Origin of the sequence: Paraburkholderia fungorum (assembly GCF_046026025.1) — a bacterium.
GTDB classification, from domain to species: Bacteria; Pseudomonadota; Gammaproteobacteria; order Burkholderiales; family Burkholderiaceae; genus Paraburkholderia; species Paraburkholderia fungorum_E.
The window spans coordinates 1-15389 of sequence record NZ_JAQQFL010000067.1; the positions used below are offsets into that span (position 1 = coordinate 1).

6 protein-coding genes and 1 pseudogene are annotated in these 15389 nt (G+C 59.8%); 5 read left to right on the forward strand and 2 right to left on the reverse strand.

Going from position 1 to position 15389, the window contains the following annotated elements; translation table 11 throughout:
* The coding region (locus PQR67_RS37705) for an ESPR-type extended signal peptide-containing protein (RefSeq protein ID WP_408467874.1) at positions 1–2930 on the reverse strand (2930 nt) is incomplete at its 3' end.
* Between the two features lie 1174 nt (positions 2931–4104).
* Positions 4105–5931 (reverse strand): YadA family autotransporter adhesin, encoded by a 1827-nt coding sequence (locus PQR67_RS38270; protein ID WP_459251987.1) that lies wholly within the window; start codon positions 5929–5931, stop codon positions 4105–4107.
* A gap of 361 nt (positions 5932–6292) precedes the next feature.
* On the opposite strand from PQR67_RS38270, the gene PQR67_RS37720 reads away from it, so the two are divergent.
* From PQR67_RS37720 to PQR67_RS37740, 5 genes and pseudogenes are all read left to right on the forward strand, one after another.
* Entirely contained in the window at positions 6293–7102 is an 810-nt protein-coding gene (locus PQR67_RS37720; RefSeq protein WP_408467875.1) for a response regulator, read from the forward strand.
* A gap of 70 nt (positions 7103–7172) precedes the next feature.
* Positions 7173–9425 carry a sensor histidine kinase gene (locus PQR67_RS37725; protein WP_408467877.1) on the forward strand — a complete coding sequence of 751 codons (2253 nt, stop codon included), beginning with the start codon at positions 7173–7175 and terminating at the stop codon, positions 9423–9425.
* 77 nt (positions 9426–9502) lie between these two features.
* Positions 9503–11680 (forward strand): annotated as a pseudogene (locus tag PQR67_RS37730) (TonB-dependent siderophore receptor).
* Between the two features lie 565 nt (positions 11681–12245).
* Positions 12246–13331, forward strand: a complete 1086-nt coding sequence (locus PQR67_RS37735; protein ID WP_408467878.1) for an IS630 family transposase — start codon at positions 12246–12248, stop codon at positions 13329–13331.
* Positions 13332–13959: 628 nt separating this feature from the next.
* Positions 13960–14151: a hypothetical protein gene (locus tag PQR67_RS37740; protein WP_408467879.1), complete on the forward strand. Its 192-nt coding sequence runs from the start codon at positions 13960–13962 to the stop codon at positions 14149–14151.
* The last annotated feature ends 1238 nt before the right edge of the window (positions 14152–15389 follow it).

The following is a 15389-nucleotide window of genomic DNA, read 5'->3' on the forward strand; positions in this document are numbered from 1 at the left end:
TTGTTCGCTTGCGATGCATTGCCGAGCGCGACGGCGCCCTGCCCGGTCGCTGTATTGGCATTGCCTAGCGCCACCGCGCCCTGGCCGTTGGACGTATTGTTCGCGCCCATGGTTATCGCACCGGTGCCGATCGCCGAGTTCGGATCGCCGATGGCAACCGCGCCGTTACCGCTGGCCGTATTGCCTACGCCGATCGACACGGCCTTGCCGCCCGTAGCGGTTGCCGTCTGACCAATCGCTATGGCGCCGGCCGTGTTCGCGGTTGCCCCGGCACCCTGGGCGATCGAATTGCCGCCCGTGGCTTGAGCCCCGTTGCCTAGGGCAATGTCGTTGGCCGTCGTCGGTGCGCCGTTCACGCCGGCTACCGCATTCAGACCCTGGGCGATCGAATCGTTGCCGAACGCATTGGCCGCTGGTCCCACTGCGATTGCGTCAGTGCCAGTGGGAACGCTGTCCGCCAGCACCGAATTGGTGTGGAAATATTTGATCCCGCCGCCATTGTTGATGTTGGAAATCGCTGTCGTATTGGCTGTGACCTGCTGGTTGGTGGCGAAAAGCTGGGAGCCGTTCACTGCATCCGTGCTCGTCGCGTTCAAAGCGGCCGGCGCCATGTTGGTGATGGTCACCGGAGACCCGGCTCCCGCGCCGCCGGTCGCACCGAGCGTGATCTTCGTACCGCCCGCCGCGTCGTACTTGACCGCGATGTTGGCCGTGTTGTCGATATTCGTATTCAGCGCGCTCAACGCACCGGCAACCGTCGTTTGCGGCGTGGGTCCGCTGACGGCCCCGGTCGTGCTGACGGTGTTGACCGGCTGGCTAAAGCCGGTCAGATCGCCGGTCGCCGCGCTATAGCTGGCGCCGCCGCCCAAGGTGCCCGCTGTCGACGCGCCGAGATTATTGACGCCGGTGACAACCGTATTCAGCTGCGAGCCGTTGATTGCGTCGGTGCTGGCAGCCGAGATCACACCCGCGGCCACGTTCTGCAATTGCCGCTCCTTCCCAGCGGAGCCAACCGACACCACGCCATTGGCCGCGCTCGCGATGCCCGCCGCCGTGCCACCATAAAGCGCAGTGGTGCCCGTATGCGGCGCTGCGGTTGTACTGCCCGCACCCAACGCGACGTCGTTTGCGTTGCTGGCTGACGCGCCGGCACCCAGCGCAATCGCGCGAGCCTGGTTGGCCACCGCCGAATCGCCGAGCGCCAGCGCGCTCGCGCCGTTCGCATTGCTCGCGTTGCCCAGCGCGACCGCGCCTTGACCATTGGCGGTGTTGCCGTTGCCCTGCGCGACCGCGCCGTTGCCCGTGGCGGTATTGTCCGCACCCACGGCGACCGCACCATTGCCGGTCGCGGTATTGGGATCGCCAATCGCGACCGCGCCGTTGCCGCTGGCAGTCTGCGCCTGACCGAGCGCCACTGCGCCCGTGCCACCGAGTACCTGGGAGTTATGGCCGCCGGCGAACGAACCCGCGCCGGCGGCGGCAGCGACGGTACTGCCGTCGCCGATGGCAACCGTAGAGGCGGCGAGCGCACTTGCGGCATTGCCGATGGCAGAGGCATTGGCCGCGTTAGCCGTCGCGGAGGTACCCATCGCGAGGGCATCAGTGTTGGCCCCTGTCTGAGCCGAATCGCCTATCGCAATGGACGATGAGCCAGCCGAACTCGCGCCGGAGCCGATCGCAATCGCACGAATGCCTGACGCCGCGGCGCCTGCCACCGTCGTCGGAGTGGACGCACCGCCTTCCGCGACGGAATCCGCTCCGCCCACCGCTATTGCATTAGCGCCACTCGCTTTGGAGCCGTTCATCATGCCAAGCGAGTTGAGCCCTGAGGCGGCGGCGCCCGCCCCTAATGCCACCGCATTCTGTGCCGAGGCGTTGGCCACTGTGCCGGCTGCCAGCGACGAGGGACCGGACGAAGCCACGTCCGTGCCAATGCCAATCGCACCCGCCGCCGTTGCGCCCGTGCCTGCGACAGAACGCGGCCCGAGATAAATGGCGTTGAGGCCGCTGGCGATCGACTGAAAGCCGACAGCGACAGCGTGCGTCCCGGAGGCTGTCGCGATATAACCCATCCCGACGGCGCCCGGCCCGCTCACCAACGCCTGGAAGCCAATCGCGGTGGCATAGTCGGCGTTAGAGGTGACGTCGGTGCCAATGGCAATGGACGCAGTTCCCGTCGAACCGGTGCCCGCAGCGGTGCGCGCTCCGAGATAAACGGAGTTGGCACCGGTGGCACTGGCGCCCGCGCCAACGGCTATACCGTTGGTCTGGGATCCTGTGGCTCCGCTGCCCAATGCGACGGCGCCCGACGCGGCGGCGTTGGCGCTCGCACCCAGTGCAACGCCGTTATCTCCAGTTGCCTTCGCCAAGGGGCCGACGGCCGTCGACTGGTTGCCGCTCGAGACAGCGTCAACGCCAATCCCGATGGCCGCCGACCCGCTAGCGGCGACATCGGTACCGATGCCAATCGCCGACTGCGCGGTCGCGCCGGTACCCGGAGCAGTGCGCGCGCCCACGTAAATGGCGTTGATACCATTGGCAATGGCCTGAAAGCCGAAGGACAAGGCATTAATGCCCGTACTGCTGGCCCCATAACCTACCGCGGTGGCTCCGCCGCCAGAGGCGGTAGACTGTTGGCCCACGCACGTGGTGCTGCCACTATAGAAGTTATAAGGCGCCGACGCGCAGCTCAGCTGCGCCTGCGCCTGCGCGCCCCATCCCCCCAAACCCATCAACAACAGTACGGTGACGACACGGGGGCTGGAACCGTGCAACGCCGCAGCACCACATTCACCATGTTCACCGCTGCGCCCATCGCATATGGAAGCAGCCGCCCCTGACTTTCCCTTGCCGCGCGATGTGTCCAACTCCGACGCGGCTACGAAGGCGCCCAGCGCCTTGTTCCAGATGGTCCGATATGCCTTGTTCATGTCGTTGCCTCACCAGGTAATTGAAATGAGAAGTTCCTAAGCACGAGCGTGTGCATGCATCCTGTTTATTCAGGATGCCTATTTATGGTGTTTAAAACGTCTCACTACGGCGCGCGTTGCTTCAGCGTTGGAACTGAGGCAAGTTGCTTCCGCCCTCGGTGAATGACGAATCCTGAGCGCGAGCGAATACCCATGCTGACGTAGGAATTCGCATGACTAAGTAGACGATGAGGGTCGGTCAGACAGCCAGTTTTCGGCTTGCCGGCCGCTGAGACGATCGACGAATGGCGGGTTTATGAAGGCCCGAAGGGGTGTAGCGGAGGAAAGGCGGTTGCGTGGCGGAGCGCCAATTGCCGGCCAGACTGATGCGCATTCTTCGCCGAGCCAGCGCCCGGCTCTGTTCCGACTGGGATATTCATCGTTACTGCCCCCTCAGTAGCCTGTTGCAACGTTCCCTCGGCTCGTGGCATGACAAATAGTCTTGCGCCAGGCTACACGCACCGTTTTTCTTTCTCGCAACGCATTGAGCACTATGTGAGACGAAGGCCGCCGAGCTATTCGCATGGAATGTGGTGGCTCCCTTTATTTGAGTCGTGTAATAAAAAGAAAGATGAGTGCCCGCGGGAACTTTCTCATAGGTCTTTTAATTTGTCTACAAAAAGCCTTTGGCGACATCTGGGTATTGGGGAATCTAACGATTAGATTCGATTTACCTATTTTCGACTCCGGAAATGGGTCAGGATTTCCTGACATCAACTTCAGGATATCTGTAATTATTTCTCTATTTTTTAAGTCAGTTTCGTGTGGTAATGCGCATTAAAAATGCAAGACAGTTAGTGAATAGGAAATAGGAATCCGTTCGGTCGGCTGTTTGCCTCACACTTCGATTTCTTCCACGTCTACCCGCGACGCCGATGCCCTTTCCGTAGAGGTGGAAACAGATCTATCGAGGCGCTTCCTTGCCGTGCCACCCGGGAAGCTTCGCCCGCTACTGCGAGTGCGGCAGCAGCGGGACGCAGACAAATTACTTACCAGCGGTACGCCCGCGCTTGCGCGCAGGAAACCGTGACTAGAAGCACCCGTGGTGATCGAGCCTTTGGCCATCTACTTTTGCGTCGCGACCGACAGACCAAGAGTCTAAAGTGCTCGCAAAGGCTCTTTCAAGCGGCAAAGATCAGAACTCGTAGCCAACCTGTGCGCGCACACCAGCGTCGCCTGTCGACGTCACGGAGACCGCACCGTTCATGAGCCATTTGCCATTCTGCGACCGGTAGGTTGCGCCAGCGGCCACCGCAGCGCCGCTCCGGTAGTTAGCGGCGCCTGCGGCGATCACCGTGCGCCCCGGCCCCGAAGGCGTCATGTTCGGCATGGCCATCGCGGCAGCAATGCCGGCGTAAGCATTACGCGCGACTTGATTGATCGCATGCTGCGCTGAGTCGAACTTGCTGTTGAGCTGGTTGAGATTGACCGCATCGGTGCCCTGTGTGCCGGCCGCGACGTTGGTAATCTGACGCTCAGCACCCGGCGCACCAACCGAAACCGTGTTGTCCCGGTCTGCAACTGAATTTGCACCCAGGGCAACCGAATTATTCGCGGTCGCCTGGCTGTTGGTTCCGATTGCGGTCGAATCCGTGCCTGTGACTTTGGAATTCGTGCCGATGGCGGTTGCACGCGCAGCCGTGACGGTCGAGTTCGTGCCGATTGCCGTACCATCCTGGCCCGAAACGTTCGAACCGTTGCCAACCGCGGTTCCATTGGGAACGGATACGACCGAATTGTTACCCACTGCCGTACCTGTCGGGTCTGCAACCGTGCCATTCGAGCCGGATGTCGAAATCCTGTCGACGGTTGTGGTGATTGACGTCAGATTGCTCGAAAGTGCCGAAACCTGCGAAGCAATCGAGAAAAGCTGCGAGCCGTTCACCGCGTCCGTGCTGGTGGCGCTGATTTGACCAGCGGCGACATTTTGCAACTGATGTTCCTGACCGACCGCGCCGATACTCACGACGCCGGTCGGCGTCGCGCCTGCGAAGCCACCGAACGTGACCCCGTTCAGCGTGACGCTGCTCACGTTCGTTGCCGCACGTGTGACAGCGCCGGAACCCAGCGCTGTCGATTCAGCGGTCGAAGCTGCGGCTGCGTTACCGATTGCGATTGAATTTGCGCCCGTCGCTTGCGCGAGACCGCCCAATGCAACCGTGCCCGCTACTGCCGCATTGGCGCTCACGCCCATGGAAATGGAGCCGTTACCCTGCGCAAAAGCGCCATTTCCGATGGCGACCGCTTCGCCGTTTAATGCCCGGGCGCCCGGGCCGATTGCAACGGGCGAGGCAGGCGTAGTGGACGTTGCAGTCGCGTTTGCTCCAATCGCAATTGCGGAGTTGAAGGATGCACCGCCGTTTGCGACTGCGCCCACCCCTGCTGCAAATGCACCGTTACCAGTTGCAGAAGCGTGATTACCTATCGCGGTTGAATTCGCTCCAGTGACCGAAGCTTGTGCGCCCAAGGCGGTTGCGCCCGATCCGACTGCACTCGCGCCACCGCCATATGCTACGGCGTTATTTCCGCTTGCGACCGAATTAGCGCCAACTGCCGTGGCATTCTGGCCGCTTGCAGTTACCGTATCACCCAGAGCAGTTGCGGCTCCGCCATTAGCGGTGACATTGATCCCGACCGCCGTATTCTGACTTGTGTTGCTCGCATCACCCGCTACAGCGGGATTCGTCCCGCCTGTACTGGCGGATGGTGCCGTTGCACCCCCAATCGTTGCAGTCGTCCCCCCGACCTCGCCGCCAACTGCCAGGTTATCTGCATGTGCATATCCAGCCGAGAGCGTGAGCACCGTGAGTGCAGCCAGTGCTACTTTCGACTTCAGCGGTCGACCGACCAGCCCTATTTCCGCTTGCCCCGCTTCGCCCTGCACGCCGCGCTGCGTCTCCGCTGCCGCGACCAGTGCGCCAAATCGGCGATTCCAAACCAGCTTATATCTGCTCTTGTTCATTTCGTTCCGTTCTCACTCGTCTGATGGCCAATAAAAGGATTCATGTCTGGTCTCCGTCGCGCTGTGCCGAGGGACTCACTACACTGATGTCTTACAAAATGTAGGCATTAGCAACTTTGTGTAAGGCCACGCGGGATTATTGGCAGCGTTACTGCCACAATCGTTTTGCCGGAGGGACGAAATGCTTTGCCGGAGGGAAAATTCTTTTTGCCATCCGTGCGGAAACCGCTCGATTTAAATTGAATTAACAATCTGGTACGCTTCGCGGCTTTATGCTGGCGACCGATTCCCGCGAGCCTCAAGCTGCACAGTCAACCGCCGTTAACCAGACGGTTACCAGTCAGTTCCTTTCGCCTACACGATGCCGCCCCGAAACACTGCCCTCACGGATGCCCATCTTCTTGTGGTAGACGACCAGCCGGACCAGCTTCGATTGCTAATTGATGTGCTGCGCAACGCTGGATGCCGGATCAGCGTCGGATTCGACGGGTCACAGGCGTATCAACGAGCACTGGCGATTTCACCCGACCTGATCCTGATGGACGTACGGATGCCGCGGATGGATGGATTCGCCGCCTGCCGGCTTCTTGCCGCGGACCCTCGCACCTCTGCGATTCCCGTCATATTTCTCACCGTGGCCGGTGACCTTCACGATCGGATCAACGGTCTGGAAATCGGTGGCGTGGACTACGTGCTCAAGCCATTCGAGGCGGACGAGGTACTTGCACGGATTCGCGTTCACCTTGCCCGGACACGCGGCAATCGGGATACGGAAGATGAGGTATCCGCTTCGGACTTCACAGGCAACAGCGTCATCGTTCGCGCGGCCATTCGACATCTGTCGCAAAGGCTGCACGATGCGCCAACGGTCGAACAACTCGCGCGCCTGGTGGGAACCAATGAGAAACGCCTGTCGCGTGCGTTCAGGGACAACGTTGGCAAGACAGTATTCGAGTATCTCCGGGACGAGCGCCTGCGGATTGCACAAAAGCTGTTGAGTAGTACGTCATTGAGTATCGCCAGGATCGCCGAAGAAATTGGTTTTTCCAGTGCCGCGAATTTCGCCACGGCGTTTCGCGAGCGATTCGGTATGCCCCCGTCAACCTATCGGGAAGAATTTCGCGGCCGGGACCTGGTTGATACCGCGGAACCCACCCTCGAGGCAGAGTGACGACATCATGACTACAGCTCGGTGGTTCCGCTTACTGTTCATATGCCTGAGCTGGTGGACCACCTATTCCATGGCCGTCGGTCTCAACACCGCCAGTGCACAGCCACAACGGGCTCCCACCCTGAACCAGGTGCAGGTATTCGAAGACGTCTCGGGCAAGATGAGGTTGGACGACATACTCACACTGTCCGCAGGAGCCACGCCAGGCTTCCTTCCCGTGCAGGGGAATCGACTCAAGCCAGGTTTCACCCACTCGGCATGGTGGCTCCGCGTGGCGGTGAGCAATGGTAGTTCAACGGACCTCCCACTCGTGCTCGTGTTCCAGGACGCGCGCCTCCTGAAAGTCGACTTTTACACCGGGTACAGCGGCCACTGGACACATGACGGCATCGATCCCGCACGCCCCACGTCCCGGTCGCTTTCGTCGCGGTATCCGTTGGTCGATTTCACGCTCGCTCCCGGTGAACAACGCCTTTTTCTCATCCGGGTAGCCAGCGATACCGCGCTCACGCTCCAACCCAAGCTGTATTCCGCAACGGCATACGACGCGCTTGAGAAACGCGCAGCGCTCTGGGACGGCGGACTGATTGGCGGAACGCTCGCTCTGGCATGGTGCGCGCTGCTCATCGCCTATTTTTCCCGCAGTGTCTCGTTTCTCGTCCTGACAGCACTGTGTGCCATGACAGCGCTGTTCGAAGCCGCGGATCGCGGCTATACGAAGCTATATCTGTGGCCGTTCGCAATCGAGTGGAGTGCGAGAAGTGTGACGGTGCTCGGATGTACTGCCGTGCTGCTGTTCATCGTCTTTATCCTGCGCATCTCTCACAGCGAAAAAACAAACCTGCCAGCACGCTACATACTGTTCGGGTTTGCTTTGCTGGAGTGTGTCGCGGCGATAGGCGCCGCATTCGGCAATCTGTTCGTGTTCTCGCAAGTCGGCGTGTATGTCAATGCGCTGTTCGGCGTCTTCACGGTGATTATCGCTGCACACCTCGCGCGTCAGTCGACACCCACCGCGCGGATCATGCTGCTTGTCATGATCTTCTCGCTGTTCAGCTTTGCGTTGCGCATGGTCGAAACGCTTGGCTCTTTGCCCACGGCGCTCGTCTGGTTGAAGTCCGACATTCATCCGAACCCCGTCGTTGCAATCATTGGTTTGGCCACCAACCTCATTGTGCTTGCAGCGTGGATAAACCACGTCGGAAAGCAGCGAATAGCGGCGAGGACCGAACTTGCAGACTTGCAAAGAACCGAACACGACCGGCTACGCGAACAGGTTGCGCAGCGCACATTGGAGTTGAACGAAGCATTGCTTTACGCCGAGGAGAAAAACCAGCAACTGATCGAAACCTTGGGTTACGTGAGTCATGACCTCCGTGCGCCGCTTGCTACGATCACGGGTTATGCCAGACAGTTGCGGGAACTGGCGGATTCGAAGCAGGTTAGACCGATCCAGGCAATCGAGCGCAGCGTGAACTATCAACTCGGCCTGATCGACGAACTGGTCGGGTACGCGAAAACCGAATTACAGCCGCTGGACATCGCCCCGGTCGCAACCAACCTGCCGGCGCTGCTGGATGACATTGCCGAATACGCGGTCGCACTTTGCGCGCAACTAAACAACCAGTTCAAGTATCGGGCACTGACGTCGTTGCCCCGTCAGCTGACGATCGACGGGCGCCGGTTGCAACAGGTATTGCTCAACCTGCTGTCGAACGCATCGAAGTTCACCCGCGACGGCTTCGTTACGATGACGGTGAGCGCGCGCCTGCAGGACGATCAATGGCACATGGGTTTCGAGGTCGCCGACACCGGCATCGGTATCGACATTGAAGCGCAATCGAAACTCTTTACGGCTTTTCGCCAGATACAGGCGGTGAACGGTAGCACCGGCCTCGGCCTCATTATTGCGCAGCGCATTGTCAACACCATGGGCGGGGACTTGCGCGTGTCTAGCGTACCGCATCGCGGCACCTCATTCACCTTCGAACTCATCGTTCCCCGTGCTGAACACGAGAGTGCGTTGCCGTCGAACGTCGTAGCGCATTCTTCCGGCGGTTCCGCACCTGGTCGCTCACAACGCAAACACGGGTTCGCGGTTGCCGTTCCTCCAGAGCGCAATCGCCGGGAACTGGCCGTTCTTGCGAAAGACGGACGCCTGACTGACATAGAGCGATGGATCGAAAACATGATCAGACGCCACCCCACATGCGCTGCGTTCCTGACCGACGTGCGGTATTGCCTCGAAGCGCTGAACTTCGCCGGTATCGAGGCTCTTGCTCTCGCACCGCACGAAACATCGACGCTCACCGGGGAAAAATGAAGCGGCGGCCGCACTGCGGCCGCTCTTTGACAAACGGGCCGGCCGGGCAGGCTGCCAGCAAAACGGAGCAGCACAGAATGGTGTGGACAACGGCCGCGAGGCAGCGTGCGATCACGGGCACGGTGAAGGGAATGTTTTGCGCAGTGGCTGCCGGCCATGCGCACGCGCAGGCGACACGGCCAGCGGAGGATCCCGGCGTCACGCTGCCGGAGATCAAGGTGAAGGACGTCGCCAACGAGTCGTCGGCCGGGCTCGTCGGCAAACGCACAGCGACCGGCACGAAGACCGACACACCGATCACCGAGGCTCCTCAAACGATCAACGTCGTCACTGCGCAGCAGATCGAAATGACCGGCGCGACCGACCTCAACCAGGCGCTGCGCTACGTACCAGGCTTCGCATCGTTTGGATCCGACAGCCGTACTGACCTGTATGCGGTGCTGCGCGGCTTTACTCCCACCTTGTTCATCGACGGATTGCAAGCGCCGAATACGACACCCATCGCGAGTTGGCGCATCGACCCGTACATGATCGACAGCATCACCGTGCTGCGCGGGCCAACGTCGGTTCTGTATGGGGCAGGCGATCCGGGCGCGATCGTCGACGCGCAAACCAAACGGGCCGACGGCGAACGCGTGCGTGAGGTGGATGTTTAGGTCGGCAACTACGCGCGCAAGCAGATAATGTTCGACATCGGCGACGCGCTCGACGCCGACGGTAAGTACGCGTATCGCTTCGTTGGCGACGCACGCGACGGCAACGCGGTGACCGGACCGCATGCGGACCAGCGCGTCGCGCTTGCGCCGTCGTTTCGCTGGCGGCCGAATGCTGGCACTTCGCTGACGCTCACGGCGACCTACCTGGAAGACTGGAATGATATTTCGCACAACTTCCTGCCCGCGCAGGGCACGGTCGTGCCAAACCCGAATGGGCAGCTGTCGCATGACGTCTACACCGGGGACCCAACATTCAATGACTACAGCAAGAAGCAGTGGTCTCTCGGCTATCAGTTCTCGCACAATCTCGATTCCATCTGGACGTTAAGCCAGAACCTGCGCTGGATGCACTTGTCGCTCAGCGACGCGTCGGTCTTTGGCGGCGGTCTTGCCGAAGGCAGCACGACCGACATCACGCGTTACGCCGGGCTGTTTCAGCCAGACTACAGCCGCTTCGACATCGACAACAACGCGCAGGCGCGTTTCGCTACGGGGCAGTTCGAACACCGTGTGCTGCTCGGCTTTCAGTACAACCGTCAGACGACGACCGACAGCGTGTGGCTCGCGCTTGCGCCGGAGCTCAACCTTTACAACCCGGTCTACACACCGGTCACGACCGCGATCTTCTCGGGCCCGACGTCGCTCGGCCGCCAGGACCAGTACACGACGATGAACACGTTCGGCGTGTACGCGCAGGACCAGGTCAAATGGAACCGCTGGACCTTGACGTTCGGCGGGCGCGAGGATTGGGTCGACACGCGTCTGGACGATCCCGATGCCGGCACGCAGACGAAACAGGATGTCAGCGCGTTCTCCGGCCGCGTCGGCCTCACGTACGAGGGTGACTACGGACTGTCGCCATACATCGGCTATTCGACATCGTTCAATCCGGTCATCGGTGTGAAGATGTTCGGCGGCGGATTGCCCGAGCCGACGCGCGGCAGGCAGATCGAGGCAGGCTTGCGCTGGCAGGCAACCCGCAAGAACCTGATGTTGAGCGCAGCCGTCTACCAGATCAACCAGACGAACGTCGTCACGCCGGCACCGACGAACCTCGATCCGACAGGAACGTCTTCCGTGCAGACCGGAGAGGTGCGTTCGCGCGGTATCGATCTGAGCGCGGTCGGAAACGTGACGCGCGAACTCTCCATTATCGCGTCGTACATCTATCAGGACGTGAAGAACGTAAAGGCAAACGACGCCTCGCTGAACAACTGGCCAGTCGACATTCCTCGCCCTCGCCAGATGGCGTCGCTGTGGACCGACTGGACATGGCATACAGGAGCGCTCGCCGGCTTCGGGATCGGCGGTGGGATCCGCTACCAGAGCGCGTCCGCGGGTGCGCCGGACAACTCGCTGACGGTCGCAAGCTATACGCTGTACGACGCGGCACTCCACTATCAGATGCGCAACTGGCGTTTCACACTGAACGCGGCAAACCTGTTCGACCGTCACTACGTCAGCGGATGCCAATCGTACTCGGTCTGCGCATTCGGCAACGAACGAACCGTGCTAGCCAACGCGAAATACACCTGGTAATAAGACCTTCCCGATTTTTCCGGGGCCCGTCGCGCGTTCCCGGAGCAGCGCATGTAGCCTCGCTCGAAAGGCGGATGGGCTCAATGCGAAAAAGCAGGAATGTTACGTTGGCCGGGTCGCGCGACAGGGTTTCGTACGGCGCGAGAGCAAGAGCCTCTATGTTTGCGAAATCCAGCGCTTCGAGGCAACGCCTCATCTCAGTCAGAAACGCTGCACATGAGGGGTGGATCCTGATCATGTTTTCTATTCGTTACGACAGTTTGGGGTCGCATCGTGTGGGCGAAAGAATCTGACCGGTAACGTTCGCAGGTTAACGGCGGTTGATTGCGCAGCTTGAGGCTCGCGGGATTTGGTCGCCAGCATCAAGCCGCAAAGCGTACCAAATTGTTAATTCACAATAAATCCAGCGGCTTCGACACGGGCGGCGGAAGAATTTTCTCCCGCGCAAAGCATTTCGCCCCTCGGGCAAAGCAATCATCTAGTGTCCCGAGTTAGAAATTCATTGCCTTATTTGCGTTGTGTGTACTAACCTGGGTTGCAGGGTTCGCAAATAAGCGAGGCAACGATGAGAGGAAGACCGAAGGCGCCACAGGTCCTGAGTGGGTCGGAACGCGAACAGCTCGTAGCGCTGACGATGCGACGCAAGACGGCACAGGCACTTGCCCTGAGAGCGCGTATTGTGCTGGCTTGCGCCGAGGGCATTGACAACAAGACTGTCGCGACAAGACAACGTGTCACCTCGCATACGGTTTCGAAGTGGCGTTCGCGATTCATCAATCACCGCGTGGACGGGTTGCTCGATGCACCGCGCCCGGGCGCACCGAGGACGATCGAGGACGCGCAGGTGGAGGCGGTCGTCGCACGCACGCTCGAATCCGTACCCACGGGCGCGACTCACTGGAGCACGCGCACAATGGCCCGCGAGATGGTGATGTCGCAGACAGCCGTGTCGCGGATCTGGCGTGCCTTCGGATTGCAGCCGCATCGGCAGGAGACCTTCAAGCTCTCCACTGATCCATTTTTCGTCGACAAGGTGCGCGATATCGTCGGGCTGTATCTGGACCCGCCGCTCAAGGCCATGGTGTTGTGCGTGGACGAAAAGAGCCAGATCCAGGCGCTGGACCGCACCCAGCCTATGCTGCCGCTGGCCCCGGGCATCCCTGAGCGACGCATGCACGACTATATGCGCCACGGCACGACCACACTGTTCGCGGCGCTGGACATCTCCACGGGCGAAGTCATTGGCGAACTGCATCGGCGTCATCGCAGCGGTGAATTCCTGCAGTTCCTGCGCACCATCGAGGCCAATGTGCCACCCCAACTGGAGGTCCATCTTGTGATGGACAACTACGGTACGCACAAGACTCCCTCGATCAATAACTGGCTGGCTCGCCATCCGCGTTTCCATGCGCATTTCACCCCCACATCTGCTTCGTGGATTAACCAGGTCGAACGATGGTTTGCCACGCTCAGCGAGACATACATCCGCCGTGGCACTCATCGCTCCACCCGGCAACTTGAACAGGCGATTCGCCAATACATCCAGATCAACAACACTGATCCGAGACCTTTCAACTGGACCAAATCGGCAGACGACATCCTCTCCAGCGTCAAGCGATTTTGTCTACGAATTTCTAACTCGGGACACTAGTAACGCTGCCCATAATTCCTCGCGTCCTTGCACAAGATTTCTAATTCATAAATCTGTAACCGTGGGTAGCAGGTGCTTTGACTGCGACCGTCTCTACATCGAGAGCTTTCGCTCTGTCTGCCCTGCATTTGCCCCGATGGAGGTTGAACCCAAGAAAATCGCAATCCTCGAACACGACACCGAAGCGTTGGATCGGTCGCTCAGCGCTCTCCCGTCGACGAGGCATTGGTGCTTTGGCGCGTCCGACAACGAAGCGCTTCAGTCACTGCTCGCATCGATGTCGATTGACCCGGTTATCCTCGATTGGTCCGCGCCAGATGCGGCTCGATACGCCACCCTTCGCTGGCTTGGCCGTAACCATCCGACCGTAGGTGTCGCCTTGGCCACGCAACAGCACGCCCGCGAAGATCACCTCGTCGGGAGGCTAAAGGCCGGCGCGGACATCTGCACAAAAAGACCTCCTGGCAGCATCGAATCGCGTGCACGGCTTCATGCGTGAGGGGAACGCGTCGTACCTCGCGTCGATCAAGGTGGCAAACGACTTGCTTCCCACGCGTTCCGCTTCGATTCCAGGGACCGCAGCGTGAACGCGTACGGCGAGCGCATCTTCCAATCACTCAAGGAATTCATGGAATACCGCGTCAGTTACGAACACAGCTTAACGAATGCACCGGACGATTTTATCGCCCATGTTCAATCTCATTTCGTAGATGATGTGCCCGCGAATATGCCTCGTGCGCTGCTGGCGGAATTCATTACGGACCTTATACTGAAGCGCTCGCCGGGAATTGGCAGAGTCCGTAATCTCCGGCTCCTCTGAGAAACCGCCCCGCCGAGATCACCGCTTTGCGCTCTTCGAGGTACTTTCTCGCACTTTCGCTGTTCTCGAAGGGGCTCGCGCCATCGGAAGGCGAACCCACGATTGCGATCGTCAAAAATGCAATAGTGGCGGAAACTGATGACTGGCACATCAAGGCATGGGTCCTGCGGTGGCTATCGTCGCCCACCATGGAGCACGGAGCATAGAAGTAGCGATGACTTGAATGCGGCCTACGAGACGCCCACTCGTCGAGGCAAGAATGCGCTCTGTCATTGATTATTTGTTAGATATCAAAAAACTCCTCCGACTTCTCTGTGTTTCAATGGACAAATCAAAAAGATCCATGCGAAAGTCTCATCGATACGTTAGCAGAACATACATTGCCTTACCTTGTCGCCGCCGGGGGTGACCTGAAAAGAGGTGATCCGGGCGGACGGTCTACTGATGCATTCAGCCGTTTGGATTCCCTCTGCGGTCAGGCCTCTTGGGGGGCTTCCGTACATAAGTTTCAGGACGTCCTCGCATAGGGTTGATCTTTCTGTCCGGTCCTACTTCCAAAAAAAAGCGCATCGGTTTTTCGCGGACGCACTTTTTCGCAAAAACGTGCGGAGAGAAGGAATACCGGATTGACGGTTCTCAATGGAAGACGAGCGCGAGCCGTCATGACTATCCACAACGTCAAGCTCATCGACGTGCCGTTGGTGCATGGTTTGATGAAATTTCGAATTGGGTCGGCGCGATCAAATCCGTAGGCAACGGACGACATCCTCTGCATTTTGATTGACGAGGCTGCGTCCGGGCCATCCGGTTTTTCTTGGTGAACCCCTAGATTCCGGAGCTGCTCCAACCTTTGGCAGGTCAACGACTGATCACGTCGCGAAAATGAACGCTGCATCGGACGAGTGCAATTCACCGTCAGGTAGTACCCCTTTCGAAACCACAAGATCGCACGGCCTCTCACGTTCTGACATCGCCCTGGTCTTCTGCGGTGCCGGAACGTGTGGCGTCATGTTCGACATTCACGGCGCCCTTTTTTATTCGCAGAATCATCCGCATATAACGTCTGCATCACAATAGTCAACACCGTTTCTCCTAAAAAATCCACTGTCCGCGCTTTCCGAAGCGTGTGTCACTGTTGATCCGCCGCGAAGCGATCAGCGGCCAGCGACACCGGCGATTGTCAACGCACCTTGATCTTGCCATGACGCGTTTCGCCTCAAGCGCTTCGCCGTGTGGCC

Coding starts and splice junctions, on each gene's coding strand:
- PQR67_RS38270 (WP_459251987.1), bottom strand. CDS start 5,931: ATGAACAAGAGCAGATATAAGCTGGTTTGGAATCGCCGATTTGGCGCA.
- PQR67_RS37720 (WP_408467875.1), top strand. CDS start 6,293: ATGCCGCCCCGAAACACTGCCCTCACGGATGCCCATCTTCTTGTGGTA.
- PQR67_RS37725 (WP_408467877.1), top strand. CDS start 7,173: ATGGCCGTCGGTCTCAACACCGCCAGTGCACAGCCACAACGGGCTCCC.
- PQR67_RS37735 (WP_408467878.1), top strand. CDS start 12,246: ATGAGAGGAAGACCGAAGGCGCCACAGGTCCTGAGTGGGTCGGAACGC.
- PQR67_RS37740 (WP_408467879.1), top strand. CDS start 13,960: ATGGAATACCGCGTCAGTTACGAACACAGCTTAACGAATGCACCGGAC.